Annotated in this window: 22 protein-coding genes; 15 read left to right on the top strand and 7 right to left on the bottom strand. The window is 65.5% G+C overall.

The window, feature by feature from the left end:
• Positions 1-127: 127 nt before the first annotated feature.
• A complete protein-coding gene (gene hpnD, locus Q7V46_RS19785; protein WP_304915281.1) occupies positions 128-994 on the bottom strand; it encodes a presqualene diphosphate synthase HpnD in 867 nt (288 codons plus the stop codon).
• Between the two features lie 232 nt (positions 995-1,226).
• Here hpnD and Q7V46_RS19780 point away from each other — a divergent pair, with 232 nt between their 5' ends.
• Entirely contained in the window at positions 1,227-1,481 is a 255-nt protein-coding gene (locus tag Q7V46_RS19780; RefSeq protein WP_370690402.1) for a high-potential iron-sulfur protein, read from the top strand.
• Here the strand turns inward: Q7V46_RS19780 and Q7V46_RS19775 are convergent.
• The 6 genes from Q7V46_RS19775 to Q7V46_RS19750 all read right to left on the bottom strand — a co-directional run bounded on the left by Q7V46_RS19775 (position 1,468) and on the right by Q7V46_RS19750 (position 8,078).
• Entirely contained in the window at positions 1,468-1,758 is a 291-nt protein-coding gene (locus Q7V46_RS19775) for a hypothetical protein (RefSeq protein ID WP_304915280.1), read from the bottom strand. The two genes, Q7V46_RS19780 and Q7V46_RS19775, sit on opposite strands and share 14 nt — an antisense overlap.
• A 34-nt stretch (positions 1,759-1,792) precedes the next feature.
• The gene (locus Q7V46_RS19770; protein ID WP_304915279.1) at positions 1,793-3,007 is read right to left on the bottom strand and encodes a geranylgeranyl diphosphate reductase; all 1,215 of its coding nucleotides are present in this window, start codon (positions 3,005-3,007) and stop codon (positions 1,793-1,795) included.
• Positions 3,004-4,437, bottom strand: a complete 1,434-nt coding sequence (locus tag Q7V46_RS19765; protein ID WP_304915278.1) for a BCD family MFS transporter — start codon at positions 4,435-4,437, stop codon at positions 3,004-3,006. Before Q7V46_RS19765 ends, Q7V46_RS19770 begins: the two co-directional genes overlap by 4 nt.
• A 133-nt stretch (positions 4,438-4,570) precedes the next feature.
• A complete protein-coding gene (chlG, locus tag Q7V46_RS19760) occupies positions 4,571-5,446 on the bottom strand; it encodes a chlorophyll synthase ChlG (protein ID WP_304915277.1) in 876 nt (291 codons plus the stop codon).
• A gap of 168 nt (positions 5,447-5,614) precedes the next feature.
• A complete protein-coding gene (gene ppsR / locus Q7V46_RS19755; protein WP_304915276.1) occupies positions 5,615-7,075 on the bottom strand; it encodes a transcriptional regulator PpsR in 1,461 nt (486 codons plus the stop codon).
• A gap of 61 nt (positions 7,076-7,136) precedes the next feature.
• A complete protein-coding gene (locus Q7V46_RS19750; protein WP_304915275.1) occupies positions 7,137-8,078 on the bottom strand; it encodes a B12-binding domain-containing protein in 942 nt (313 codons plus the stop codon).
• A 318-nt stretch (positions 8,079-8,396) separates the two neighbouring features.
• On the opposite strand from Q7V46_RS19750, the gene bchF reads away from it, so the two are divergent.
• The 14 genes from bchF (at position 8,397) to Q7V46_RS19680 (ending at position 25,702) form a co-directional block, all read left to right on the top strand.
• Positions 8,397-8,906 carry a 2-vinyl bacteriochlorophyllide hydratase gene (bchF, locus tag Q7V46_RS19745; RefSeq protein WP_304915274.1) on the top strand — a complete coding sequence of 170 codons (510 nt, stop codon included), beginning with the start codon at positions 8,397-8,399 and terminating at the stop codon, positions 8,904-8,906.
• Positions 8,903-10,246, top strand: a complete 1,344-nt coding sequence (locus tag Q7V46_RS19740) for a ferredoxin:protochlorophyllide reductase (ATP-dependent) subunit N (RefSeq protein WP_304915273.1) — start codon at positions 8,903-8,905, stop codon at positions 10,244-10,246. The genes bchF and Q7V46_RS19740 overlap by 4 nt, the downstream gene beginning before the upstream one ends.
• The gene (bchB, locus tag Q7V46_RS19735) at positions 10,246-11,880 is read left to right on the top strand and encodes a ferredoxin:protochlorophyllide reductase (ATP-dependent) subunit B (protein WP_304915272.1); all 1,635 of its coding nucleotides are present in this window, start codon (positions 10,246-10,248) and stop codon (positions 11,878-11,880) included. The genes Q7V46_RS19740 and bchB overlap by 1 nt, the downstream gene beginning before the upstream one ends.
• Positions 11,855-15,709: a magnesium chelatase subunit H gene (locus Q7V46_RS19730; RefSeq protein WP_304915271.1), complete on the top strand. Its 3,855-nt coding sequence runs from the start codon at positions 11,855-11,857 to the stop codon at positions 15,707-15,709. The genes bchB and Q7V46_RS19730 overlap by 26 nt, the downstream gene beginning before the upstream one ends.
• Positions 15,706-16,623 carry a ferredoxin:protochlorophyllide reductase (ATP-dependent) iron-sulfur ATP-binding protein gene (bchL, locus tag Q7V46_RS19725; RefSeq protein ID WP_304915270.1) on the top strand — a complete coding sequence of 306 codons (918 nt, stop codon included), beginning with the start codon at positions 15,706-15,708 and terminating at the stop codon, positions 16,621-16,623. The genes Q7V46_RS19730 and bchL overlap by 4 nt, the downstream gene beginning before the upstream one ends.
• A gap of 14 nt (positions 16,624-16,637) precedes the next feature.
• Complete coding sequence (bchM, locus tag Q7V46_RS19720; protein WP_304915269.1) at positions 16,638-17,351, top strand: magnesium protoporphyrin IX methyltransferase; 714 nt, start codon at positions 16,638-16,640, stop codon at positions 17,349-17,351.
• Positions 17,348-18,778, top strand: a complete 1,431-nt coding sequence (locus Q7V46_RS19715) for a BCD family MFS transporter (RefSeq protein ID WP_370690395.1) — start codon at positions 17,348-17,350, stop codon at positions 18,776-18,778. The genes bchM and Q7V46_RS19715 overlap by 4 nt, the downstream gene beginning before the upstream one ends.
• A 46-nt stretch (positions 18,779-18,824) precedes the next feature.
• Positions 18,825-19,586 carry a photosynthetic reaction center subunit H gene (gene puhA / locus Q7V46_RS19710; RefSeq protein ID WP_304915268.1) on the top strand — a complete coding sequence of 254 codons (762 nt, stop codon included), beginning with the start codon at positions 18,825-18,827 and terminating at the stop codon, positions 19,584-19,586.
• Positions 19,583-20,293, top strand: a complete 711-nt coding sequence (puhB, locus tag Q7V46_RS19705; RefSeq protein WP_304915267.1) for a photosynthetic complex putative assembly protein PuhB — start codon at positions 19,583-19,585, stop codon at positions 20,291-20,293. The genes puhA and puhB overlap by 4 nt, the downstream gene beginning before the upstream one ends.
• Positions 20,290-20,745, top strand: coding sequence for a photosynthetic complex assembly protein PuhC (gene puhC / locus Q7V46_RS19700; protein ID WP_304915266.1), 456 nt, complete (start codon positions 20,290-20,292; stop codon positions 20,743-20,745). Before puhB ends, puhC begins: the two co-directional genes overlap by 4 nt.
• 27 nt (positions 20,746-20,772) lie before the next feature.
• On the top strand, positions 20,773-21,888 hold the full coding sequence (gene acsF / locus Q7V46_RS19695; protein WP_304915265.1) for a magnesium-protoporphyrin IX monomethyl ester (oxidative) cyclase: 1,116 nt from the start codon (positions 20,773-20,775) through the stop codon (positions 21,886-21,888).
• A gap of 223 nt (positions 21,889-22,111) precedes the next feature.
• The gene (puhE, locus tag Q7V46_RS19690; protein WP_304915264.1) at positions 22,112-22,948 is read left to right on the top strand and encodes a putative photosynthetic complex assembly protein PuhE; all 837 of its coding nucleotides are present in this window, start codon (positions 22,112-22,114) and stop codon (positions 22,946-22,948) included.
• Positions 22,945-24,528, top strand: a complete 1,584-nt coding sequence (locus Q7V46_RS19685) for a phytoene desaturase (protein ID WP_304915263.1) — start codon at positions 22,945-22,947, stop codon at positions 24,526-24,528. Before puhE ends, Q7V46_RS19685 begins: the two co-directional genes overlap by 4 nt.
• A complete protein-coding gene (locus Q7V46_RS19680) occupies positions 24,521-25,702 on the top strand; it encodes a phytoene/squalene synthase family protein (RefSeq protein WP_304915262.1) in 1,182 nt (393 codons plus the stop codon). Before Q7V46_RS19685 ends, Q7V46_RS19680 begins: the two co-directional genes overlap by 8 nt.
• Positions 25,703-25,807: the final 105 nt, after the last annotated feature.

Here is a 25,807-nt window from a genome sequence, read left to right as displayed (position 1 = left end):
TCGGCGCCGCCCGCACCACGGCCGCCATGGCTCTGTCTGGGCTGGGCTGCTCGCGTCCGAGACGGCGTTGGGACAACGTGGCATGTGTGGGGGGCGTCCGCTTGGTGTGGGATGTCGGCCGGGCGCTTCAGAGCCGGCCCAGCGCCTGCACCCGCCACGCCAGCCAGAACTTGCGCAGGGGTGTGAGGCTGACCCGTTGCGTCAGCACCAGCAGCGGCTCGCTGGCGATTTCCTTGAGCAGGGTGCGGTAGATGCTGGCCATCATCAGGCCGGGCTTCTGCGTGCGGCGATCGGCTTCCGGCAACAGTGCCAGGGCCTCGTCGTAGGTCTTCAGCGCACGCGCACACTGGAACTGCATGAGCGCGGTGAAGCGGCGCTCGAAATCGGCTGGGTCGGTGCCCGGGGCTGCGCTGCGCTTGAGCAGTTCATGCGCCTTCACGTCAAACTGCTGGAGTTCGTTGACCGGCAGGTAGATGCGCCCGCGTGCGGCGTCCTCGCCCACGTCGCGAATGATGTTGGTCAGCTGGAACGCCAGACCCAGCCGGTGGGCGTACGCGGTGGTCTGTTCCCGGGTCTGGCCAAAAATGCGGGCGGCCACCTCGCCCACCACGCCGGCCACCAGGTGGCAGTACTGCTGCAGGTTGGCGAAGTCCAGGTAGCGGTTCTGCTCCAGGTCCATCTGGCAGCCTTCGATCACGGCCAGCAGGTGGCGAGCTTCAATGCCAAATGCGGTGGCGTGGGGCATGAGTGCCTGCATCACCGGGTGATTGCGTTCACCCGCGTAGGCCGTTGCCACCTCGTGCCGCCACCAGGCCAGCTTGGTCTGGGCCACGTCGGGGTCTTTGACCTCATCGACCACATCGTCCACTTCCCTGCAGAACGCGTAAAAGGCGGTGATGGCGGCGCGACGTTCGGGCGGCAGGAACAGGAACGCGTAATAGAAGCTGCTGCCCGAGGCGGCGGCCTTTTGCTGGACGTAGTCTTGTGGAGTCATGAAGCCGGAATTTTTCCGGCAAGTGTACGCACCGCGGAGAAGCCGCCAACGGCATGGAGATTGCCCCCAATGGATGACTGCGGAAGTCAGGCGCTCGTGGGGGCTTCAGCCGTGCTTAAGCTGGCGGGTGTAGCATGAAATTGCAATATTGCATTTCTCCACGAGGCCCTCCATGAACGGTTCAAATCGTCGTATTTTCTTGATGCAAGTCGCCGCTGGCGGTTCGGTGTTGATGGCGGGTGCTGCGCATGCGCAAGCGGCTCCCGTGGTCGATGAAAACGATGCCCAGGCCAAGGCACTGGGCTATGCGGCCGACAGCACCAAGGTCGACGCCAAAAAGTATCCCAAGCACGCCTCGACGCAACTGTGCTCCAACTGCACGCTCTACTCGGGCAAGGCTGGCGAAGCCAGTGGCCCTTGCGGCATCTTCCCCGGCAAGCATGTGGCCGCCAAGGGTTGGTGCTCGGCCTACGTCAAGAAGGCGTGATGACCCGCTGCTGAAGACGCCAGCGCCGCCAGAGGTCGGCGCTGTGCATCACCCCCGATGCGGCCAGGCACATGACGGGCCAATGCCACGCAGCGCCACCCAGCGTGCTGCGCAGTGCGAGCATCAACAGCAAGCCTGAGCACAGGTTCAGTGCCCAGGCGTTCGGGTGCAGCCCCCGTCTTGTAAAGACATGCAGTGAACCCAGTACCAGCAGTTCCAGCGCGGTGATGGCAATGGCGATGTCGAGCCAGAGCCCGCTTTCCCAGAGTGCTTGCATGAAGCCTGGCCTCAGCGGGCGTTGTCAATGAACCTCACACCCGGGCCATGCCCAGCAGGTGCCCCAGGTCCTTGAAGAAGATGCGCACATGCGCCATGGGCTTCTTGCGCGTGAGTTGCTTGTTCATGTAGGACTCGAAGGTCAGCTGCTGCACGTCCCGGTCCTCGCAGATTTTGACGAAGCGTTCGCGGCGTTTTTCGCTGCGGTACCAGAAGGTCTGCATGATGCCCAGCACCAGAAACACGGTGCCATGCAGCTTCATGAACCGCTTGCGTGCCAGTTTGAGGGCGCGCACGTCGCCCGTGGTCAGCAGTTCGTGTGCTGCCTGCGCCGCGAGTTGCCCGCCCACCATCGCGTAGTAGATACCCTCGCCCGACGCCGGTGCCACCACGCCGGCCGCGTCGCCGGCCAGCACCACGTCACGTCCGTTGTCCCAGCGCTTCAGCGGCTTCATGGGAAGAGGTGCGCCTTCGCGCCTCAAGGTTTCCGTGTCGCTCAGCCCGCTGGCCTCGCGCATGCGCTGCACCGATCCCCTGAGTGAAAAGCCCTTGTCCGCACTGCCGGTGCCGATGCTCAGCGTGTCGCCGTGCGGGAAAACCCAGCCGTAGAAGTCGGGCGAGAAGCGGCCCTGGTAGTAGACGTCGCAACGCGTGCCATCGTAGTCGGCGCTGCGCTGGTCGGCGGTGGGGGCGCGCACGATCTCGTGGTAAGCGAACACGTAGCGGGTGTCCTCCACGCCGGGCACCTTGCCCTGGCGTGCCACCTCAGACCTTGCACCATCGGCCCCCACGATGGTGCGGGCGCGCACGCTGACGGGTACGCCTTCGCCTTTGTGGTGTCGCTCACGGGCCAGGTAGTGCACCACGCTCACGCCGTCATCGTCGCGCGACAGGCTTTTGAACGTGCCGATGCGGCGCTGCGCGCCTGCGGCCTGGGCACGTTCGCGCAGCCATTCGTCGAAAGCGTCGCGGTTGACCATGCCCACAAACCCGTTGTCGATCGGAATGTCGACCCGGTTGTTGGCCGGAGAAATCATGCGCGCGCTCTCTGCGCGGGCAACCAGCAGATGGTCCGGAATGTCGAAGTCCTTGATCAGGCGCGGCGGGATGGCCCCGCCGCAGGGCTTGATGCGGCCAGCCCGGTCCAGCAACAGCACCGAACGGCCTTGCCTGGCCAGCTCATGGGCTGCGGTGGCGCCCGCCGGTCCACCACCGATCACGACAGCGTCAAAGATTTCGTCGGTGTTCATGTGGTTTGCCTCTGTGGAGTGCCTGCGGAAAGACCCGCGCCGGCTGTTGGGTGGGAAAAGGAACGAAGCGCGATTCGGGCGGGTGCGGGCGCACTGATGCGCCAGGCCAGCAAGGCAGCGATCAGGAACACCCCACCTTCCAGCGCAAAGACGAGGGCATAGGCCTCGCCGGGCGACGCAATCAGACTGCGGGCCAGGTCGCTGGCGCCGGTGCCCACCAGTCCGCCCAGGCCGAAGGCAATGGCCTGAGCCGCGCCCCAGAGGCCCATGCGAACACCTTCGCGCTGCTGACGCCCTTCACTGGCAAGGCGCATCATGGAACCGATGGCGCCGATGGAAAACGCGCCGTTGGACACGCCCAGGGCAAACACGATGGTTTTCAGCGGTGCGCCTTCGCCGTGCATGCCAGCCAGACTGAGCGCTGCCAGTGCTGCGCCCGAGGCCAAGCAGCCGCCGATGGTCCACCCTCGCAGCGAGCCGACGTGGCGCCAGGTTCGGTGATGGCTCAGTCGCGCACCGGCGGCACTCGCAAAGGCCACGAGCAGCATGCCCAGCAGCACACCACCGTTTTGCACACCGGAGAGCTGGGTGGAGGCGCCCGGCGAGTAACCGAACACCGTCCCGGCGAACGGTTCAAGGATGAGGTCTTGCGCGCTGAATGCGAGCATCGAAACGAACACAAAAACCGTGAAGCGGCGCGCCAGGGGTTCTGCCCACACCTCACGCAAGGCTTCGCGAAAACGGGGTTTGGCGAGAGGCTCACCATAGGGCCGGTGCGCGGGCTGTTCCCCAGGTGCGATCGCGGGGCCTTCCAGCCCGCGAACGGCCGCCAGCGTGAGCACGAAGGCGAACAGGCACACGACGGATGTCACGGTCACCAGGCGCGCGGGCGAATATGGGTCCAGCCAGTGGCCCGCCAGACCCGCCGTGACGGCGAAGCCGGCAATCATCATCATCCACACCAGCGTGGCAGCGCCGGCCCGCCGGCCATGGGGCACGCGTTTGGCCAGCATCACCAGCAGCGAGGTGCCACTGGCGCTGACGCCCAGGCCGACCAGGGCGTAGCCCAGCAAGGCCAGCACAATGCCGGCCGAGCGGTCGGTGCCCATCCATGCCGTGGCAAGCGCGGCCACCACACCACCCAGACCCAGCACGGCCATGCCGCCGATGATCCAGGGCGTGCGCCTGCCGCCCACGTCGGATCCGAAACCCATGCGCGGCCGCGCCATCTGCACCAGGTAGTGCAAGGCCACCAGCACACCGGGCAACAAAGCGGGCAGGGCGTGTTCGACCACCATCACGCGGTTGAGCGTGGAAGTGGTCATGACCACCACGGCACCCAGCGCGGCCTGGACCAGGCCCACGCGGGCGATGCTTGCCCAGCCAAACACAGTTGGCTGTTCAGTCTGCTGGCACTTTGGCATTTTCATGCCAGCTTTCCATGGCACCGAAGTGCCATGCAGAGGCTTGAAACAGCGCCATCCAGGGCGCCGCCGGGCCGGCTCTGCCGGACGGCCAGCGCCGCCCCCTTGAGGGGGTCGCGTGGAGCGCGGCGGGGGTGTTTCAAACAAGCCCTCGCAGGGCAAAAGCGCTGACCATCATGCCGGCCACGAACAGCGGCACGCCAAAACCGCTGTACCAGAGGGCCCGTTCCGTGGGCGAGGCCAGAAAGCGACGCATCAGCACGAACTGCAGCAGCAACAGCGCCGCCACCGTCGCAGCGTGCCAGGCCTGTCCCCAGGTCAGCAACAGGGCAATCACCACCACCTGCGGCACGGCCATGAACCAGCAGGCCACCTGTGCCGCCCGCTGGATGCCCAGCTGCACCGGCAGCGAACGCACGCCCATCAGGCGGTCGCCGGCCACCGCCTTGAAGTCGTTGAGTGTCATGATGCCGTGGGTGCCTGCGCTGTAGAGTGCTGCGAGCACCAGTGATTCGCCGCCTGGCATGGCACCGCCGGCCATCACGGCCGCGCCGGTGACCCAGGCAATGCCTTCGTAGCTGATGCCACAGGCCGCATTGCCCCACCAGCCGTTTTCCTTCAGTCGCACCGGTGGTGCGCTATAGGCCCAGGCCAGCAGCAGACCGACGGCGGCGGCACCAAAGCCCCAGGGGCCGAGCACCGTGGCCACCAGCAGCGAAACCACCGTCCAGCCGATGGCGAGGTAGAGCCCCCAGCGCCCGGGAATGCGCCCGGAAGGGATCGGACGCTGTGGCTCATTGATGGCGTCCACGTGGCGGTCGTACCAGTCGTTGACGGCCTGGCTGGTGGCGCACACCAGCGGGCCAGCCAAAGCCACCCCAACGATGGCCAGCAGCCAGCGCCCGTCCATTGAAATACCGGATGCCACCACGCCGCAGGCAAACGCCCACATGGGCGGGAACCAGGTGATGGGTTTGAAGAGCTCGGTGATGGCGGAAAGGGCAGGCAGGCTCATGCCGCCAGTTTGTACGCCTTACACATTTAAGTGTCAATAGAGATTGACACTCGGTGATGGGTGGTGGCAGAAGATCTTTTCGAAGACCCTCCACCGCGGCGTCAGACTGAATTTCCACAAAAAAACCGCCTGGGCAGGCGGTTTCCGGGTGGACCATGGAACCCGCGCTCAGTGCACGTCTTCGCCCGCGCTCTCCAGAATGCCGAAGCGGCGCAACTTGATGTAGAGGCTTTGCCTGGAGAGGCCGAGCATTTCGGCCGCAGAAGCCCGGTTGTCGCCAGTGAGTTCCAGCGCGGCTTCGATGCAGAGCTGCTCGATCAGGTCGGTGGTCTCGCGAACGATGTCCTTGAGGGGAAGGCGTCCGACCAGTTCGGTCATCTGGCTGGCCGAACGCGGCAGTTCCTTGTCGCCCCGGGTGGATTCGTTCAGTCGGCGGCCCATGTCGCGGATGGTGAAACCCAGACAGGGCTGGGGGTTGCTCACCGCAACCGCCGAAATCTCCACCTCGGCGGTGGAGCCGTATTCCCCCCGCATCTGGGTGGCAAAAAGCCGGACCGATCCGTGCTGGCGCAAGTTGGAGAGCAGCACGCGAAAGTCCACACCGGTGCGGCCCAGCCATTTGTCGAGCAGTTCACTGCGGGCCTGGTCTTCGCTGCCGAGCTGTCCCAGGTCGAGGAAAGCGCGGTTGGCACTGAGAATGCGGCCATCCAGATCGGTCACGACGAGCGCATCGGGCGCACTCTCCATCACCTGAAGCAGTTGCTGCTTGGCTTGAGAGACGCTGGTCTTTGCCATGTCGGCCGAGCGGACAAAGCGCAGCAGGTAGAACTGCTTGTTTTCCTGCCGGAACTGTGAAGCGGTGAGCTCCAGTTCTTCGGGGTTGACCAATGTGCGCACCTTGCAAGGTTCCGATCGACCGCTGGTGCGAAGACGTTCGAGCATGTCGCGCAGCGCCTGCAGGCTGGGTGCGTCCAGGCTGTCGGACAGCGTCCAGCCGGATTGTTTGGCCGCTTCGCCGAACAGGTCGTGCGCTGCCGGGTTGGCTTCTTCAATCTTGTCGACCGAGCCCTGCAGGATGATGACCGGCTGCGACGCGGTCTGAAACAACAGACGGTAGCGCGTTTCGATCTGGCGCAAACGCCAGTAATCCCGCTCCATGGTCTGTTGGGCGCGAATCAGGCGCTGCTGTACCGCGGCCTGGGGTCGCATGTCCCGCCCGAAGGCAGCGCAGAACGCCGGGCGGCCCACTTCACCCTGGCGGCGCACAGGCACCACGGAGTAGGACAAAGGCAGTTCGGCGCCGTCGCTGAGGGTGTGGTTGACATGCCGCCAGCGCACACCGTCGGCGGTGAGTCCACCTTGGTCTCTCAGCAGGGCTTCGATCTTGGGTTGGCTCTCTGCCGTGACAGTCTGTGCCCATGGCTTGCCGCGCCAGTCCAGCAGCAGGCTGCCTTCGAGGTCGTCGCCGCTGAGCGCCATGTCCCGGATCACACCCTCCTCATCGACGATGAGGACCACGTCGGCGGCCGCCGTGATCAGGTCGGCGGCGGTGTCCAGGTCAAGATTGGCGAGGAACTGCCCGGGCGCCTCGAAGGGCCGAACGACCGTGGCATTTGCTCCCAGCGACATATGGATCTTTCTTGAAAGTGCCCGCAGAAATCAGGGGCTCCAATACGCTGGAGCATGGATTTCATAAGCGCAAACTGCTGGTGGCCACCAGCTTTTCGGCCATGGCCGGCGCTTTGAGACCGTCTGTGATGATGGCGTCGGCCGGCACCTGGGCGCCGATCTCCGGTTGAAGATTGAACAGTGGACCGCCGGCGATTATAGAGACGAGGGGGTTCTGGCTTTGCTCACGAACCTGTCCCATGGCTTCCCGCAGCCGGGTCACGCCGGCCTCATTGCCAAGGGAGAACCCTACCACGTCGTACCACTCTCTCCTGACGATCGCGGCGGCCGTGTCGGTGGGAAGGAAACAGGTGATCACGTCCCAGGATGCCCGGTGGAAAATTTCGGCCACCATCGAGAGCCCGAAGGTGTGCTGTTCGCCCGGGCAGGGCATGAGCAGGATGCGTCTGCCTTCCGAGTTCGGGTGGGTGCCGCTCTGGCGACCGAAGGCGCTGCTGTTGTCACGCAAGACCTTCTGCAGGCGGCCGAGCGCCAGCGTGACTTCGCTGAAGGTGCACAGATCCCGCTCCCACATGTCACCCAGGTGGCGGGCCACCGGCGCCAGCAGGTCCATGAAGATCGATTCGATGGGCACACCACGGTCTCGCAAGATCAGCACGCTGGCGCGGACCTCGGTATCGTCGCTGCGCAGCGCCATGGCGGCGAAGTCGGCGATGTCTCCCAGAGAGATTTTCGAGATTTCGATTTCTGCGAGTGCTTCGCACTCCAGAGGCAAGCGATGGGCCAGCATCAGGCGGGGAATGATCTCGTATTCCACCGCGTTGGCGAGCAACATCGCCTGCAGGGCGGGCCCGCCGGGTGGGGGATCCGAATCCGTCCGCAACAGGTCACCGATTTCCGGCGTTCGGCCAACGGGTCCTTCGTTGGCCGGCCATGCGTCTGGCTGCTGTTGGCCCTGCAGATCGTTCTCCTGCCGGACCTGCTGCCTGGATTGCGAACCCATGTGCTGTCTCCTTGCGCTTGTGCGCTTGTGCCGATTCACGCATGGGTCGCGGTCGTGGTCGCGACTTTCTTACGCCATCAGATTTTGCGTAATGTCATCCCGTGGCGTTGGTTGGGCGCCTTTTCAGCTGTCTTCTCCACCGCCTGCACGGTTTGTACAGCCGGATTCCACACTTCGTCAAAACATTTCGAACTAACCTTCAAACCAACTTTACTTTGTTGGTCATAAATGTCAATAAAAAGATACGTCAATAAAAGTTGACACAAGTCGGCAGAGCGTCTAAATTGGGCTCCAGAGCGATCCATGGAGACAAACCAGATGCATCCAGACACCCAGTGGCCACCCAAAGGCCGCGCCTTGTACACACCCGAGCAGCGCCAGCGGCGCGACGCCTCTGGCTGGACACTGGTGCAAGGAGTGCTGGCGCCGGTGCAGTTCGTGGTGTTCCTGGTCAGCCTGGTGCTGGTGCTGCGCTATCTGGCCACCGGTGAGGGCGAACAGGCCGCCACCGTGTCGGTGGTGGTCAAGACACTCACCCTCTACGCCATCATGGTCACCGGCTGCATATGGGAAAAGGTGGTGTTTGGCCGCTACCTGTTTGCGCCCGCCTTCTACTGGGAAGACGTGTTCAGCATGCTGGTGCTGGCACTGCACACCGCCTACCTGCTGGCTCTGGCCACCGGCTGGCTCGATGCCAGAGGCCTGATGTGGCTGGCTCTGGCGGCCTACGCCACCTATGTGATCAACGCCGGTCAGTTCATCTACAAGCTGCGCATGGCCCGGCTCGAAAGCGGGCGAGTTGATGCTGCCATCAAGGTCGCTGCATGACCGCGGTCATTCCCATTCAAGCGGTGTCCGGCGGTTGTTCTGATGCCCCTGTGCTCAAGGAGCGGGGCCAGCGCGAGGTGTTCTGCGGCCTCACCGGCATCATCTGGCTGCACCGCAAGATACAGGACGCCTTCTTCCTGGTGGTGGGTTCGCGCACCTGTGCGCACCTGATCCAGAGTGCCGCCGGCGTGATGATCTTCGCCGAACCGCGCTTCGCCACCGCCATCATCGACGAGCGCGACCTGGCCGGCCTGGCCGACTGCAACGAAGAGCTGGACCGCGTGGTCACGCGTCTGCTGGAGCGCCGGCCTGAAATCAAGCTGCTGTTCCTGGTGGGATCGTGCCCGTCAGAAGTCATCAAGCTCGATCTGTCGCGCGCCGCCCAGCGCCTGAGCGGGCGCTTCACTCCGAATGTGCGGGTGCTGAACTACTCGGGCAGCGGCATCGAAACCACGTTCACCCAAGGCGAAGACGCCTGCCTGGCCTCAATGGTTCCGAGCCTGCCCGCGACCAGTGCCGATGCACCGGCTTCGTTGTTGGTGGTGGGTGCGCTGGCCGACGTGGTGGAAGACCAGTTTGCCCGCCTCTTTGCCCAGATGGGCCTCGGCCCGGTGAGCTTCTTTCCGCCGCGTCGAGCCACGCAGTTGCCGGCGGTGGGGCCAGACACCCGCTTTCTGCTCGCCCAGCCATTTCTGGCCGACACCGCTGTGGCGCTGGAAGCCAGGGGTGCGCAGCGCCTGCCGGCGCCCTTTCCGCTGGGCGTGGAAGGCACCACGGCCTGGCTGCAGGCAGCGGCCACTGGGTTTGGCGTGAACGCCGATCGTTTTGCTGCGGCGACCGCACCCGGTCGCGAGCGGGCCAGTGGCGCACTGAGCCGCCTGCGCGCGCAGCTGCAGGACAAGCGCATTTTCTTTTTCCCCGATTCGCAACTGGAGATTCCGCTGGCGCGCTTTCTCTCGCGCGAACTGGGCATGGCGCTGGTGGAGGTGGGCACGCCCTACCTGCACCGCAGCCACATGGCCGAAGAACTCGCCTGGTTGCCGGCTGGCACGTTCCTGAGCGAAGGCCAGCACGTGGAGAACCAGCTGGACCGCTGCCGCGCCGCGCAGCCCGACATCGTGGTGTGTGGCCTGGGTCTGGCCAATCCTCTGGAGGCCGAAGGCCTGACCACCAAGTGGGCCATCGAGCTGGTGTTCACGCCGATCCAGGGCTACGAGCAGGCGGCGGATCTGGCCGAGCTGTTTGCCCGGCCCCTGGTGCGCCGTGCCAAGCTGGCAGGTCCGCCGGTCAGGCCATTGGTGCCGAAGCCGTTTGAGCCCGCCCGGCTGGAGGCCGTCTGATGCAGCTCACGCTCTGGACCTACGAAGGCCCACCCCATGTGGGTGCCATGCGGATCGCCACCGCCATGAAGGACGTGCACTACGTGCTGCACGCCCCTCAGGGCGACACCTACGCCGACCTGCTGTTCACCATGATCGAGCGCGATGCCAAGCGCCCCCCGGTGACCTACACCACCTTCCAGGCGCGCGATCTGGGCGGCGACACCGCAGAGCTGTTCAAGAACGCGGCGCGCGAAGCCTTTGCGCGCTTCCAGCCCAAAGCCATGATGGTGGGGTCTTCGTGTACTGCTGAGCTGATTCAGGACGATCCTGGCGGTCTGTGCAAGGCGCTGGACCTGCCGGTGCCGGTGGTGGCGCTGGAACTGCCTTCGTACCAGCGCAAGGAAAACTGGGGTGCCGCTGAAACCTTCTATCAGATGGTGCGCCACCTGGCCGACACGTCGGTGCGCCGCGCGCCCCGAGTGGCCGGTCAACGTGCCCGTTGCAACATCCTCGGCCCGGCCGCGCTGGGCTTTCGCCACCGCGACGACCTGCGCGAGATCAGCGGTCTGCTGACCGATCTGGGCATCGACATCAACGTGACCGCGCCGCTGGGTGCTTCACCTGCCGACATGGCCCGCCTGGGTGATGCCGATTTCAACGTGGTGCTGTACCCCGAAATCGCATCGATTGCCGCAGGCTGGCTCAAACGCACGTTTGGTCAGCCCGCCACGCTGGTGGTGCCCATTGGATCCGGTGCCACGCGCGACTTCATCGCCGAAGTGGCCGCGCTGGCGGGGGTGGACCCAACGGCCGTGGTGGCCAACGCCGAAGCACGCGCCCCCTGGTACGCGAAGTCGGTCGACTCCACTTACCTGACCGGCAAGCGCGTGTTCGTGTTTGGCGATGCCACCCACGTGGTGGCCGCCGCGCGCATCGCGCAAGACGAGATGGGCTTTACCGTGGTCGGCCTGGGCACCTACAGCCGCGAATTTGCCCGCGAGGTGCGCGAAGCCGCTGCGCTCTATGGCGTGGACGCGCTCATCAGCGACGATTACCTGGACGTGGAAGCCCGCATCGCCGAACTGCAGCCCGAACTGGTGCTGGGTTCGCAGATGGAGCGCCACATCGCCAAGCGCCTGGGCGTGCCGTGTGCGGTGATCTCCGCGCCGGTGCATGTGCAGGACTTCCCCGCGCGCTATTCGCCACAAATGGGTTTTGAAGGTGCGAACGTGCTGTTCGACACCTGGGTGCACCCGCTGATGATGGGGCTGGAAGAGCACCTGATCGGCATGTTCCGCGGCGACGCCGAATTCCATGAGGACGCAGCGCCTTCGCACCTGGGTCATGGCGCCCCAAGGGCCATGGTCAAAGAAGCCGAAATGGCTGAGCCGGTCGAACCCATGGGGGCAGAAGCCACCGCCCTGCTGGCCGCCAGTGCCGCTGCCGAACAGGCCATCGCCGTGGCAGCCGGTGGCACAGGACAGGCCGCTGTGGCCACCTGGGGTGCCGAGGCTGAAAAAGAGCTCAAGAAGATTCCATTTTTCGTTCGCGGCAAGGCCCGTCGCAACACCGAACTGTATGCCAGGGACAAAGGCCTGCCCGTGATCACCCTGGAGACGCTCTACGATGCCAAAGCCCATTTCAGCCGCTGAAGGTCAGGTCATGTCACCCGGCCTGCGGGTCGTGCTGGTGACGATGGACAGCCACCTGGCCAGTGCGGCCGAGCGCGCCCACCGCAGCTTGTCGAAGTCGGTGCCGGGGCTTTCGCTCACCGTGCACGCGGCGGCCGAATGGAGCGACGACCCGGCCAAACTGAAGAACTGCATCGACGACATCGGCCGGGGCGACATCGTGATCGGCAGCATGCTGTTCATGGAGGACCACTTTCTGCCGGTGCTGCCCGCGCTGCAGGCCAGGCGCGACCGATGCGACGCCATGGTGTGCCTGATGTCGGCCGCCGAAGTGACCAAGCTCACCCGCATGGGCAAGTTCGACATGAGCGGCCCCACCAGCGGCCCGATGGCCTTCCTGAAAAAGCTGCGTGGCAAGTCCACCGCCGACAGCTCCACATCGCCCGAAGACAAAAGCACCGCCGGCGCGCGCCAGATGAAGATGCTGCGCCGCCTGCCCAAGATCCTGCGCTTCATTCCCGGCACCGCCCAGGACGTGCGTGCGTATTTCCTGACCATGCAGTACTGGCTGGCCGGTTCCGAGCAGAACATGGTGAACCTGGTGCAGTTCCTGGTGGACCGCTACGCCAACGGCCCGCGCCGGGCGCTGCGCGGCGCGCTCAAGGTGGGTGCGCCGCTGGAGTACCCGGAGGTGGGTGTGTACCACCCGCGCATGCCGGCCCGAATGAGCACAACCGTGGCCGACCTGCCCAAGGTGGCGATCACCGGCAAGCGCGGTACCGTGGGTTTGCTGGTGATGCGTTCCTACCTGCTGGCGGGCAACACCGGCCATTACGACGGCGTGATCACCGCCCTGGAAGCGCGCGGCATGCGGGTGGTTCCCGCGTTTGCCACCGGGCTGGACAACCGGCCCGCCATCGACGGCTTTTTCTTCAAGGACGGGCAGCCAGCGATCGACGCGCTGGTGTCGCTCACCGGCTTCTCGCTGATCGGCGGCCCAGCGTACAACGACGCCCACGCGGCCGAGAACATCCTGGCCCGGCTGGACGTGCCCTACCTGGCGGTGACGCCGGTGGAGTTCCAGACGCTGGACCACTGGGGTGCATCGGCCCGTGGCCTGCTGCCGGTGGAATCCACCATGATGGTGGCGATTCCCGAGCTGGACGGTGCCACCGGCTCCATGGTGTACGGCGGTCGCGGCAGCGCGGCGCACGTGAGCTGCACCGGTTGCGACAAGCACTGCAGCTTCGAAGCGCTGGAAGGCGCGCACGACATGCAGACCTGCAGCGAACGCGCCGACGCGCTGGCCGCGCGGGTGGGCAAGCTGATCGACCTGCGCAAGAGCGAACGTGCCCAGCGCAAGGTGGCGGCCGTCATCTTCAACTTCCCGCCCAACGCGGGCAACACCGGCACCGCTGCCTTTCTGGCGGTGTTCGAGTCGCTGTTCAACACCCTGCAGGCCATGAAGGCCCAGGGCTACACGGTGGACATGCCCGGCAGCGTGGACGAACTGCGCGAACGCCTGATCAATGGCAACGCGCAGACCTACGGTGCGGCAGCCAACGTGCATGCCTTCATCGACGCCGACGACCATGTGCGGCGCGAGAAGCACCTCAAGCAGATCGAGGCCCAGTGGGGCACGGCTCCCGGCCAGCAGCAGAGCGACGGCAGCCGCATCTTTGTGCTGGGTGAACGCTTCGGCAACGTGTTCGTGGGCATCCAGCCCGCCTTCGGCTACGAAGGCGACCCGATGCGCCTGCTGTTCGAACACGGCTTTGCGCCCACACACGCGTTCTCAGCCTTCTACCGCTGGATCCGCGAAGACTTTGGCGCCCACGCCGCGCTGCATTTCGGCACCCACGGCGCACTGGAGTTCATGCCCGGCAAGCAGAACGGTCTCACCGCCCACTGCTGGCCAGACCGCCTGATCGGTGACCTGCCGAACATGTACCTGTACGCCTCGAACAACCCGTCCGAAGGCACCATCGCCAAGCGCCGGGCTGCGGCCACGCTCATCAGCTACCTCACGCCGCCGGTGGCGCAGGCCGGTCTGTACAAGGGCCTGATGGAGCTGAAGGACCTGCTGGAGCGTTTTCGCACCCTGGAGCCCGAAGCGCAGGCCGAGCGCGAGGAGATCGCCACCATGGTGCAGGCCCAGGCCATCGAACTGGATCTGTGTGCCGACGAAGCCGCCTGGGGTACTACAGCCGATGCCCGCATCGCCGCGCTGAACGACGCGGTGCTGGAACTCGAATACACGCTCATCCCTTACGGCCTGCACGTGGTGGGACAGGCCCCCACTGTGGCCGAACGGGTGGACCTGTTGTTGTCGTGTGCCGATGCGTCCATGGGTGAACCCGGTGCCGCGCAGCAGCGCCTGCGCCCGGCCATTCAGGCCCTGGTGGACGGCGCACTGCCCGAGGGCGCACTGCTCAGTGTGGCCGGCCAAGCGCCCGACGCCGAGGAAGCTGCCAAGCTGCTGGCCCAGCTTCAGCAACTGGCCGCCACCGATGCGCTGCTGGCAGATGACCATGAAATCGAAGGCATGCTGCGCGCCCTGGATGGCCGCTTCCTGCGCCCGGCACCCGGCGGCGACCTGCTGCGCACGCCGGCCATCCTGCCCACCGGCCGCAATGTGCATGGGTTTGATCCGTTCCGCATTCCCAGCGCCTACGCGGTGAAAGACGGCGCGCGTCAGGCCGAGCGCCTGATCGAGCGGCACATGGCCGACGGCAACGCTTTCCCCGAGTCCATTGCCATGGTGCTCTGGGGCACCGACAACCTCAAGAGCGAAGGCGGGCCCATCGGCCAGGCCCTGGCCCTGATGGGTGCGCGCCCGCGCTTCGACAGCTATGGCCGACTGGCCGGTGCCGAGCTGCTCTCGCTGGTCGAACTGGGCCGGGCTCGGGTGGACGTGGTGATCTCGCTCTCCGGCATCTTTCGCGACTTGCTGCCACTGCAGATTCGCCTGCTGGCCGAAGCCGCCTTCCTGGCCGCCAGCGCCGACGAGCCGCTGGAGCTCAATGCGGTGCGCCGCCACGCGCTGGCCTACCAGACGCTGCATGGGGTGGACCTGGAAACCGCTTCGCTGCGCGTGTTCGGCAACGCCGAAGGCGCCTACGGTTCCAATGTGAACAGCCTGGTCGACAACAGCCGCTGGGAAGACCCCGATGAGCTGGCCGAAACCTACAGCCGTCGCAAGGGGTTTGCCTACGGCCGCGCCGGGCAGCCGGTGCAGCACGCGCAGCTGCTCAGCAGCGTGCTGGCCGATGTGCAACTGGCCTACCAGAACCTGGATTCGGTGGAGCTGGGCGTGACCACGGTGGACACCTATTTCGACACCCTTGGTGGCGTGAGCCGCGCCATCCAGAGTGCCAAGACCAAGCGCGACGGGCAGGGTGCCCAGGTGGCCCCGGTCTACATCGGCGATCAGACGCGCGACGCCCACGGCGGCGGCGCGGTGCGCACGCTCACCGAACAGGTGGCCCTGGAAACCCGCACCCGCATGCTCAACCCCAAGTGGACCGAAGGCATGCTCAAGCACGGCTACGAAGGCGTGCGCCAGATCGAGGTGCACCTCACCAACACCATGGGCTGGTCGGCCACCACAGGGCAGGTGCAGCCTTGGGTGTACGAGCAGCTCACCCAGGCGTTCATGCTCGATCCCGAGATGCGTGCCCGGCTGGCACAGCTCAATCCCACCGCATCGGCAAGGGTGGCCAGCCGGCTGCTTGAAGCCAGCGATCGCCAATTCTGGCAACCCGACCCCCATGTTCTGCAGGCGCTCCGACAGGCCAGCGAAGAGCTGGAAGACCGGCTCGAAGGCGTATTTGAAGGAGTCCCCGCATGATGGAAACCACCATTCCCCTGACCGACCTGAGGCGCGCCAGTGGCCGTGGCCGCGAAGACGGCGAGGGCAGCCTGCAGGTGCAGCTCGACCCGTCGCTGAAGATCGGCAACGCCAAGGTATTTGCCATTTATGGCAAGGGCGGCATCGGCAAGAGCACCACCAGCTCCAACCTGTCGGCCGCGTTTTCGCACCTGGGCAAACGTGTGCTGCAGATCGGCTGCGACCCCAAGCACGACAGCACTTTCACCCTGACCAAGAAGATGCTGCCCACCGTGATCGACGTGCTGGAAACGGTGGACTTCCACGCCGAGGAACTGCGCGTGGAAGACTTTGTGTTTCCCGGCTACAACGGCGTGATGTGCGTGGAAGCCGGTGGCCCGCCAGCCGGTACCGGTTGCGGCGGCTATGTGGTGGGGCAGACCGTGAAGCTGCTGAAAGAGCACCACCTTCTGGAAGACACCGACGTGGTGATCTTCGACGTACTCGGTGACGTGGTGTGCGGTGGTTTTGCCGCCCCGCTGCAGCACGCCGACCGCGCGCTCATCGTCACCGCCAACGACTTCGATTCCATCTTCGCGATGAACCGCATCGTGCAGGCGATCGGCGCCAAGGCGAAGAACTACAACGTGCGCCTGGGCGGGGTGATCGCCAACCGCAGCGCCGCCACCGACCAGATCGACAAGTACAACAACCAGATCGGCCTGAAGCTGGCCGCGCACTTCCCCGACCTGGACGTGATTCGCCGCAGCCGGCTCAAGAAGTGCACGCTGTTCGAGATGGAAACCTCGCCCGAGCTGGAAGCGGTGAAGGCCGAATACATGCGACTGGCGGCGTCGCTGTGGCTGGGCGTGGAGCCGCTGGCGGCGGTGCCCATGAAGGACCGCGACATCTTTGACCTGCTCGGGTTCGACTGAATCGAGGTACCCCCATGAAAACCTCCAACGCCAACTACATCGAACGCCGGTCCGAGATTGAAAACTACTTCGATCGCAAGGCTGCCAAGGCCTGGGAACGCCTGACCTCCACCGCACCTGTGGGACGCATCCGCGCGTCGGTGCGTGCCGGGCGCGACCAGATGCGCCACACGCTGCTGAGCTGGTTGCCAGCGGACATGCAGGGTCTGCGCCTGCTCGATGCCGGTTGCGGCACCGGAGCGCTGGCCCTGGAAGCCATGCAGCGCGGCGCCGAGGTGGTGGCCATCGACCTGTCACCCACGCTGGTGCAACTGGGCCGGGAACGCAATGCCACGCTGCAACCCAACGGGCGCGGCGGCAGCATCGAATACCGCTCGGGCGACATGCTCGATGACGCGCTGGGCCAGTTCGACCATGTGGTGGCGATGGACTCCGTCATCCACTACGACACGCCCGACATTGCCCACGCGATCCAGCGCCTGGCCGCGCGTACCCGCGGCAGCGTGCTCTTCACCATTGCGCCCAGCAGCCCGCTGCTGAGCGTGGCCCACACCATGGGCCGCTTCTTCCCGAGCAGCGACCGCTCGCCCGCGCTCACCCCCGTGTCGCAGGCCAGGCTGCGCACGCTGCTGGTGAAGGGCATCGGCGACACCGGCTGGATCGAGGGGCGCACCCAGCGCGTGTCCGGCGGCTTCTACACTTCACAAGCCTGGGAGTGGACGCGGTGAACCTGAACCGGCTGCTGTCTCCTGCCTGGGCCATGCGGCTCACGCAGAAGTACGTGCCGTTCGCCGACGCAGCGTCGGCCGACCTGCCGCTGGCGCGGCTGTTCCGCCTCTCGCTGTTCCAGCTCTCCATCGGCATGACCTTGGCGCTGCTGGTGGGCACGCTGAACCGGGTGATGATCGTGGAACTCGGCGTGCCGGCGTGGTGGGTCGCGTTCTCGGTGGCGCTGCCGCTGGTGTTTGCACCGCTGCGCGCGCTCATTGGCTACCGCAGCGACACGCATCCTTCGGCGCTCGGCCTCAAGCGCCTGCCGTACATGTGGATCGGCACCATCCTGATGTTTGGCGGGCTGGCCATCATGCCGTTCGCCCTGTTGCTGCTGTCGGTCGACGCCACGTTATGGAAAGAGGTGTGGGCCGGTCGCATTGGCGCGGCGCTGGCCTTCCTGCTGGTGGGCGCGGGCATGCAGATCTCGCAGACCGCCGGTCTGGCACTGGCCAGCGACATCGCCCCTGAAGACAAGCGCCCCCGTGTGGTGGCGTTGCTGTACAGCATGCTGCTGGTGGGCATGATCCTGGGCAGCGGCCTGCTGGGCTGGGTGCTGACCGACTTCAGCCCCACACGCCTGGTGCAGGTGGTGCAGGGCGCGGCGGTGCTGGTGGCGGTGCTGAACATCATCTCGCTATGGAAGCAGGAGCCGCGTTCGGCGCGCCGTGGCGCGCGAGAGGCCGATGGTTTCTCGCGCAGCTGGAAGCGCCTCATGGCGATCCCGAAGATCCGCCGCTTCCTGTGGACCGTGGGCCTCGGTACCGTGGCCTTCAGCATGCAGGACATCGTGCTCGAACCCTTTGGCGGCGAGGTGCTGGGCATGGATGTGAGCCTGACCAGCACGCTCACCGCCATGAGTGCCGGTGGTGCCTTGCTGGCTTTTGTTTTGTCGGCCCGGTTCATGAAGCGCGGGCTGGACACCATCCGCATGTCGGCCCTGGGTGCCTTGCTGGGCTTGCCGGCATTCGCCTGCGTGATCTTTTCTGCCCCGATGGAATCCCCGTTGCTGTTCCAGGTGGGCGCCGCGCTCATCGGGTTTTCCGGTGGCTTGTTCTCGGTGGGCATGTTGCTCACCGCCATGGACCTGCCCGAGCGTGAACTCACTGGCCTGGTGCTGGGCGCCTGGGGTGCCGTGCAGGCCACGGCGGCCGGTGTGTCCATGGCCATTGGTGGCGTGTTGCGCGACGTGGTTTCCAGCCTGGCCAGCAGCGGCTGGCTGGGTACCGCCCTCAACACGCCGGCCACCGGCTACAGCTTCGTCTTCCATCTGGAAATCTATCTGCTCTTCGTGGTCCTGATCGCACTGGGCCCGCTGGTCCGGCGCAGTGGCCAGCAGAACCACACCCCACGTCCCATTGGCCTGGCAGAAATGCCCAGCTGAACTGCACCCGCACACCCGAGCCCGCACCCACCGAAGGAGATCCACCATGGAAACAGGCGCCATTACCCAGTACGTTGACGTTGCACAACTCGTGCTTTACGCCTTCTGGCTGTTTTTCTTCGGGCTGGTTTATTACCTGCTGCGAGAAAGCCACCGCGAGGGCTACCCGATGGACCCCGGTCGAGAGAACGGTCCGGTCACCGGTGGCTGGCCCAAGGTGCCGCCATCCAAGACCTACAAGCTCGCCGACGGCCGTGAATTCCTCAGCCCCGACCACAACCGGCCAGATGGCGCCTACAGTGCCCAGCCCAGCCGCCGGGGCATTGGTGCACCGCTTGAGCCGGTGGGAGATCCGCTGCTGGCGGGTGTGGGTCCGGGCGCCTGGGCTGCACGCGCCGACCACCCCGACATGACCTTCGAAGGCCACGTGAAGATCGTGCCCCTGCGCGTGGCCGATGACCACGGCGTGGCGATCCAGGACACCGACCCGCGCGGGCTGCCCGTGTTCGGTGCCGACGGCGAGCAGGCCGGAACAGTCAAGGACATGTGGGTGGACCGCTCCGAAATGATGTTCCGCTACATCGAAGTGCAACTGCCTTCAGGCAACACGGTGCTGTTGCCCATGACCTTCTCGCGCATCCGACGCGATGGCGTGTACGTGCATGCGCTGCTGGCCGAACAGTTCGTCAATGTGCCCACCACGAAGGTGCCAGACCAGATCACCTTGCTGGAAGAAGAAAAGATCACCGCCTACTATGGCGCGGGCACCCTGTACGCCACGCCTGATCGCCAGGAGCCGCTGCTGTGAACGCGCACCACGAACACGAATTCGAGGCCGCGCCGGGCCTGCCTGAGCCTTTGCCCCGCGGTGAGCAACTGCTGTGGCAGGGCAGCCCGGACTGGCGCACGCTGGCCATCCACGCCTTCCATGTGCGCAAGCTGGCCATCTATTTCACTGCCATGCTCCTGTTGCAGGCCCTGTACCTGACGGGCCAGCCCGGTGCCGCCGTGCTGCAGCCGCTGCTCATGAGTGGCGGCCTGGCCGCACTGGCGTTGACCTTGCTGGCTGCGATCGCCTGGTTTTCGGCCCGTACCACGCTGTACACATTGACCGACCGGCGCGTGATCATGCGCGTTGGCATTGTGCTCACACTCACCTTCAATCTGCCGCTGAAGCAGATCAGCGCAGCCGCGCTGCGTCCGCAGGCCAAGGGCCACGGCGACATCGCACTCAGCCTCAAGGGACCGGACCGCATTGCCTACCTGAACCTGTGGCCACACGCACGCGCCTGGCAACTCAAGCAGCCGCAGCCCAGCCTGCGTTGCCTGCCGCAGGCGCAGCAGGTGAGCGAACGCGTCTTGCGCGCCTGGCGCGCCGCCAATCCGGAAGCACAGGCTGTGGTGGGTGCCGCAGACAGCCCTGTGGCCATGCCGCAACCGGTCCAGCCCCCTCAGTACCCAGCGCCATCGGGCCGCTCGCGCGATCGCGCTTTGTCGCCCACGGTGGTTGCATGAGAGTTGTCGCCCCATCCCCGCTGGGCACATCGCCCTGGCCGCTCTGGCTGCTGGGTGCGGTGCTGCTGGGCACCCTGATGTGGGTGGCCAGCACCAAGGTGGACCGCTCCGGCATCACGGTGGAAGACCTGCCCGCCGTGCAGTGGGAGCGCGAACTGCGCTTTGAAGACCGCCCCAATGGCGACATTGCCGTGCTCGACGCCAGCACCCAGAAAGAAGTGGCGCGCTTCCAGGGCGAACAAGGCTTCCTGCGCGGCAGCCTGCGCGCCCTGGCCCGCGAACGCAAGCTGAGTGGCCTGGGTCCACAAGCACCGTTTCACCTGCTTGGCCATGTGGACGGGCGCCTCACCTTGCTGGACCGGGCCACCGGTCAGCGCATCAGCCTCGAATCTTTCGGTCCCACCAACTCGGGCGTGTTTTCGCAGTTGCAGTGGGCCAAGCCCGTTCTTTGAAATTTTCCCGATCCCCAGGAGCAACCCATGAACACCCAGACCGCCAGCGCCGACATCGACCATGTGGCCCTCCTGATGGACAACGTGGAGAGCGCCGAAGACGCCAACGCCAAGGCCGTGAAAAGCACCGTGCTGTCGCCACGCTTCTACACCACCGACTTCAAGGCCATGGACGCCCTGGATGTGTCCAGCGTGCGCACGGAATGGGACGTGATGATGAAGGAGTACGAAGGCGACAACAACCACGACCACTTCCAGCGCGATGCCGCCTTTGTCGAAGAAGTGCGCACCCTCATGCCGCAGCTCTCGCCCGCCATGCGCCAGGAATTTCTGGACTTTCTCATCAGTTCGCTCACGTCGGAGTTTTCCGGCTGCATCCTGTACAACGAGATCCGCAAGAACGTCAGCAACCCCGACATCAAGCAGTTGATGACCTACATGGCGCGCGACGAATCGCGCCACGCCGGCTTCATCAACCAGTCGCTCAAGGACTTCAACCTGGGCATTGATCTGGGCAGCTTGAAGCGCACCAAGGCCTACACCTACTTCAAGCCCAAGTACATCTTCTACGCCACCTACCTGAGCGAGAAGATCGGTTACGCGCGCTACATCACCATCTTCCGCCAGCTTGAACGCAACCCCGACAAGCGCTTTCACCCCATCTTTCGCTGGTTCGAACGCTGGTGCAACGACGAATTCCGCCACGGCGAATCCTTCGCGCTCATCATGCGTTCGCAGCCTGAACTGCTCAAGGGCGTGAACAAGCTCTGGATCCGCTTCTTCATCCTGGCCGTCTACGCCACCATGTACGTGCGCGACCACACGCGCCCGCTGCTGCACGAAGCCATGGGTCTCGAGTCCACCACCTACGACTACGAGGTGTTCCGCATCACCAACGACATTTGCCGCCAGGTGTTCCCGGTGGAGGTGGACATCGATAACCCGGTGTTCCGCCAATGCATGGAGCGGATGCTGGCGATTTCGCTGGCGGCTGATCGCGCCAGGAAGCGCGGTGGTCTGGTGGGTAAATTGCAGGTGGGGCTCTGTGGTGCCAAGGCCGCGCTCACCTTCGGTCGCCTGTTCCTGTTGCCCGTGATCAAGCGCGAGCTGCCCAAAGACATCCGTATGCAGCCGGTGTGGTGACCAGCATAAAAATCACACAGGCAAACACCATGTCGCGAACCCCGTTCCCGTTCGGGCTGAGCTTGTCGAAGCCTTCACCTGAGACTACGCATGAGCCCTTCGACAGGCTCAGGGCGAACGGAGGGGGGTGGTTCGCGCACACGAAATCCCCGTTCGGGCTGAGCTCGTCGAAGCCTTCACCCAGAACCCGGCCAGAACCCATTCACGGACCCTGGGTGCACGGATGAGCGAACTGCTCGCACCCGCCCTGTTTGCCTTGTTGTGCTGGTGGTTCGGCACGGGTGCCATTTTGTGGCTGGTGCGGCGCGCGCCCCGCACCTTCCCATGGAGCATGGGTGCGCTCAGTCTGCTGCTGCTGGGCAGCCTGTGGACCACCTGGCTCAGCATGCAGGACCACACCGTTGGCAGCGCCTACCTGGCGTTCGCCAGCGTGATCGTGATGTGGAGCTGGCACGAGATGGCGTTTCTCACCGGCTGGCTCGCCGGCCCGCGCCGCGTGCCGCTGCAGCCCGGGGCCAGAGGCTGGCTGCGTTTTCGGCAGTCGCTGGGCGCGGTGCTATGGCACGAACTGGCCCTGCTGGCCAACTTCGGCGTGCTGATGTGGATGCAGCAAGGGCAACCCGGTCATGTGGCCATCTGCACTTACGCCTTGCTGTGGTGCATGCGGGCCTCCGCCAAGCTCAACCTGTTTTTTGGCGTCCCCGAAACCGGCGAGCAGTACCTGCCGCGCCACCTCGTCTACCTGGGCAGCTATTTCAAGCGCGGTCCACTCACGGCCTTCTTCTACGTCACCGTGGCGCTGGCCTGTGCCACCTGGGGTTGGCTGGTGTGGCAGGTGGCTGCTGGCAGCACCGCCATTTCCACCGGCTGGGTGCTGCTGGCGGCCCTGCTGGGTCTGGCCATCGTGGAGCACGTGATCATGGCGTTTCCCACCCCCATGCAGAAGCTCTGGGGCTGGGCCATGTCGCAAGGAAAAACCGATGTTCACCGGGACGTTCCGGTCATGCCTGGTCGCACCCCTTCAGCCCTGGGTGCGGCCATCAAACCGGACAGCCCATGAACGCCTTCCGCACCCCTGAAGACCGGTGGCAACTGCCGCCTTCCAGCCAGCCACCCAGCGAGCGCCACCCGCCCGGCACACCGCACGCGGTGATCATCGGCAGCGGTTTTGGCGGGCTGGCGTCGGCCGTTCGCCTGAGCGCCAAAGGCTGGCGCGTGACCGTGCTGGAAAAGCTGGACGCACCGGGTGGCCGCGCCTATGTGCACCACCAGAACGGGCACGTGTTCGACGCTGGCCCCACCATCATCACGGTGCCCTTCCTGTTTGAAGAGTTGTGGGCGCTGGCCGGGCAGAAGCTGTCGAACGACATCGAATTGAAGTCGCTCGACCCGTTCTACCGCATCCGTTTCAACGACGGTGACCACTTCAACTACAGCGGCGACCCCGACAAGCAACGTGCCGAAGTGCGCCGCATCAGTCCTGGCGACGCGGCCGGCTACGAGCGCTTCATGGCCGAGGCCGACCGTTGCTACCAGCTGGGCTTCGAGGCCCTGGGTGCCCAGGCCTTTGATACCGTGGGTGACCTCATCAAAGCCAGCCCAGCCATCTTCAAGATGCGGGGCTGGCGCAGCCTGCACCAGATGGTGGCCAGCCACCTCAAGCACCCCAAGCTGCGCACCGCCATGAGCCTGCAGAGCCTGCTCATCGGCGGCAACCCGTTTTCAGTCACATGCATCTACAGCCTCATCAACGCGCTGGAACGCCAGTGGGGCGTGCACTGGGCCGTGGGCGGTACCGGGCAGCTGGTGCAGGGCCTGGTGAAGCTGTTGACCGGGCAGGGCGGCCAACTGCGCTGCCGCGCCGAGGTGCGCCGCATTGAAATCAGCAACGGCCGCACCGAAGGGGTGACGCTGGCCAGCGGCGAATTCGTTCCCGCCGACATCGTGGTCTCCAACGCCGACACCGCCTGGACCTACCGCCACCTGGTGGAGCCGCAACACCGCCGCCACTGGACCGATCGTCGCATTGACAACGGCCGCTATTCCATGAGCCTGTTCGTCTGGTACTTCGGCACCAACCGGCAGTACAACGATGTGCCGCACCACACCATGCTGCTGGGCCCACGCTACAAGGAACTGCTGAAAGATATCTTCAAGCGCCACAAGCTGGCCGAAGATTTCAGCCTCTACCTGCACCGGCCCACCGCGACCGACGCTTCCATGGCGCCCGAAGGTCACGACACGTTCTATGCCCTGGCCCCGGTGAGCCACCTGGACAGCGGCACCGACTGGCGCGCCCAGGCCGAACCCATGCGCCGCGCTGTGGCCGAGGTGCTGGAACGCACCCTGCTGCCCGGCTTCCAGAAGCACATCAGTGCGTCGCTCATCACCACCCCGCAAGACTTTCACGATCGCCTGCTCAGCTTCAAGGGTGCGGCCTTCGGGCTGGAGCCGCTGCTGTTGCAGAGCGCCTGGTTCCGCCCGCACAACCGCAGCGAAGACGTGGAATGCCTCTACATGGTGGGCGCCAGCACGCACCCGGGCGCGGGTGTGCCGGGTGTGCTCATGTCGGCCAAGGCGCTGGATTCGGTGGTGCCCCACGCGAACCAGTTCGTTGCCAGATCTGCCCGTCATGCCTGAAGCCCTTACCGCCGCCCGCCCTCAGGTCGCTACCCGTGCGGCCAAGCCTGTCGTTGCGTCATTGCCCAGCGCCTCGCCCTCGTTTCCCGCCAAGCCAACACGGCAGCCGCCGCACCGACAGCACGATCTCGACGCTTGCGTGGCGCTCATGCGCACCGGCTCCAAAACCTTCTTTGCTGCCAGCCGCCTGCTGCCCGCGCGGGTGCGCGCGTCCAGCATCGCGCTGTACGCCTTCTGCCGCGTGGCCGACGACCTGGTGGACGACGGCGGCATGTGCATCACCGAGGCCATGGCCCTGCTGCACCACCGGCTGGACCGCATCTACGCAGGCCAGCCGCTGCCCCACGTGGAGGACCGGGCCCTGGCCATCGTGGTGCAGCAGCATGAACTGCCCCGCGCCTTGCTGGACGCCTTGCTTGACGGCTTCGCCTGGGACGCCCAGGGCCGCCGCTACGAGACCCTGGAAGTCCTGCACGACTATGGCGCTCGCGTGGCCGGCAGTGTGGGGGCCATGATGTGCTGGATCATGGGCGTGCGTCACCCCCAGGCCCTGGCGCGTGCCTGCGAGCTGGGCGTGGCCATGCAGCTCACCAACATCGCCCGCGACGTGGGCGAAGATGCCCGCAACGGCCGCCTGTACCTGCCGCGCCAGTGGCTGCTGGCCGCCGGCATGGAGCCCGAAGCCTGGTTGCGCAACCCGCAATGCACCCCTGCACTGCAAACCGTGGTGGCCCGCCTGCTGGCAGAGGCCGACCGCCTCTACGCCCGCTCCACCGAAGGCGTGGCCATGCTGCCGCGGGACTGCCGCTCGGCCATCCTGGCCGCCCGCCACATTTACGCCGAAATCGGCCAGCAACTGCGCCGCGATGGTCTGGACCCGGTGAACCGGCGCGCCGTGGTACCCACATCACGCAAGCTGGTGCTGCTGGCCTGTGCCGGGGTGCAGTCGGCCTGGGTAGGAAAACCATTGGGACACACACCGCCATTGGCCGCCGTGGCCTACCTGGTGGCGCACTGCGGGGGAAAATGCCCGGAGCTGTCGGCTACCAGTGAGGTTGAAGAAGATTCCACCCCCCGCAGTGTCACCCAGCGGGTGGAGTGGATGCTCGAGCTCATTGAACGGTTGGAGATGCAGAAGGCGGAACAGAAGGCGCGGGGGCGGGTGGCGCATTGAAGAAGCTGGACCCTCGCAGGTTCCAGGCGGTTCATTGCGATGGCAGCCCTTGATCCAGAGTCGAGCTGATCGCCACGAAGGCGGCGACGCTCATGACCCGTGTGA

The sequence above is a fragment of the Hydrogenophaga sp. genome, from assembly GCF_030651625.1.
Lineage (GTDB): Bacteria > Pseudomonadota > Gammaproteobacteria > Burkholderiales > Burkholderiaceae_C > Hydrogenophaga.
Note: the sequence above shows the minus strand (reverse complement) of the source record. Positions and strands in the feature narration are given on the sequence as shown.

What these genes read in the sequence shown, in the direction of transcription:
- hpnD (WP_304915281.1), bottom strand. Translation starts at nt 994, where the DNA reads ATGACTCCACAAGACTACGTCCAGCAAAAGGCCGCCGCCTCGGGCAGC.
- Q7V46_RS19780 (WP_370690402.1), top strand. Translation starts at nt 1,227, where the DNA reads ATGGCGGGTGCTGCGCATGCGCAAGCGGCTCCCGTGGTCGATGAAAAC.
- Q7V46_RS19775 (WP_304915280.1), bottom strand. Translation starts at nt 1,758, where the DNA reads ATGCAAGCACTCTGGGAAAGCGGGCTCTGGCTCGACATCGCCATTGCC.
- Q7V46_RS19770 (WP_304915279.1), bottom strand. Translation starts at nt 3,007, where the DNA reads ATGAACACCGACGAAATCTTTGACGCTGTCGTGATCGGTGGTGGACCG.
- Q7V46_RS19765 (WP_304915278.1), bottom strand. Translation starts at nt 4,437, where the DNA reads ATGAAAATGCCAAAGTGCCAGCAGACTGAACAGCCAACTGTGTTTGGC.
- chlG (WP_304915277.1), bottom strand. Translation starts at nt 5,446, where the DNA reads ATGAGCCTGCCTGCCCTTTCCGCCATCACCGAGCTCTTCAAACCCATC.
- ppsR (WP_304915276.1), bottom strand. Translation starts at nt 7,075, where the DNA reads ATGTCGCTGGGAGCAAATGCCACGGTCGTTCGGCCCTTCGAGGCGCCC.
- Q7V46_RS19750 (WP_304915275.1), bottom strand. Translation starts at nt 8,078, where the DNA reads ATGGGTTCGCAATCCAGGCAGCAGGTCCGGCAGGAGAACGATCTGCAG.
- bchF (WP_304915274.1), top strand. Translation starts at nt 8,397, where the DNA reads ATGCATCCAGACACCCAGTGGCCACCCAAAGGCCGCGCCTTGTACACA.
- Q7V46_RS19740 (WP_304915273.1), top strand. Translation starts at nt 8,903, where the DNA reads ATGACCGCGGTCATTCCCATTCAAGCGGTGTCCGGCGGTTGTTCTGAT.
- bchB (WP_304915272.1), top strand. Translation starts at nt 10,246, where the DNA reads ATGCAGCTCACGCTCTGGACCTACGAAGGCCCACCCCATGTGGGTGCC.
- Q7V46_RS19730 (WP_304915271.1), top strand. Translation starts at nt 11,855, where the DNA reads ATGCCAAAGCCCATTTCAGCCGCTGAAGGTCAGGTCATGTCACCCGGC.
- bchL (WP_304915270.1), top strand. Translation starts at nt 15,706, where the DNA reads ATGATGGAAACCACCATTCCCCTGACCGACCTGAGGCGCGCCAGTGGC.
- bchM (WP_304915269.1), top strand. Translation starts at nt 16,638, where the DNA reads ATGAAAACCTCCAACGCCAACTACATCGAACGCCGGTCCGAGATTGAA.
- puhA (WP_304915268.1), top strand. Translation starts at nt 18,825, where the DNA reads ATGGAAACAGGCGCCATTACCCAGTACGTTGACGTTGCACAACTCGTG.
- puhC (WP_304915266.1), top strand. Translation starts at nt 20,290, where the DNA reads ATGAGAGTTGTCGCCCCATCCCCGCTGGGCACATCGCCCTGGCCGCTC.
- acsF (WP_304915265.1), top strand. Translation starts at nt 20,773, where the DNA reads ATGAACACCCAGACCGCCAGCGCCGACATCGACCATGTGGCCCTCCTG.
- puhE (WP_304915264.1), top strand. Translation starts at nt 22,112, where the DNA reads ATGAGCGAACTGCTCGCACCCGCCCTGTTTGCCTTGTTGTGCTGGTGG.
- Q7V46_RS19685 (WP_304915263.1), top strand. Translation starts at nt 22,945, where the DNA reads ATGAACGCCTTCCGCACCCCTGAAGACCGGTGGCAACTGCCGCCTTCC.
- Q7V46_RS19680 (WP_304915262.1), top strand. Translation starts at nt 24,521, where the DNA reads ATGCCTGAAGCCCTTACCGCCGCCCGCCCTCAGGTCGCTACCCGTGCG.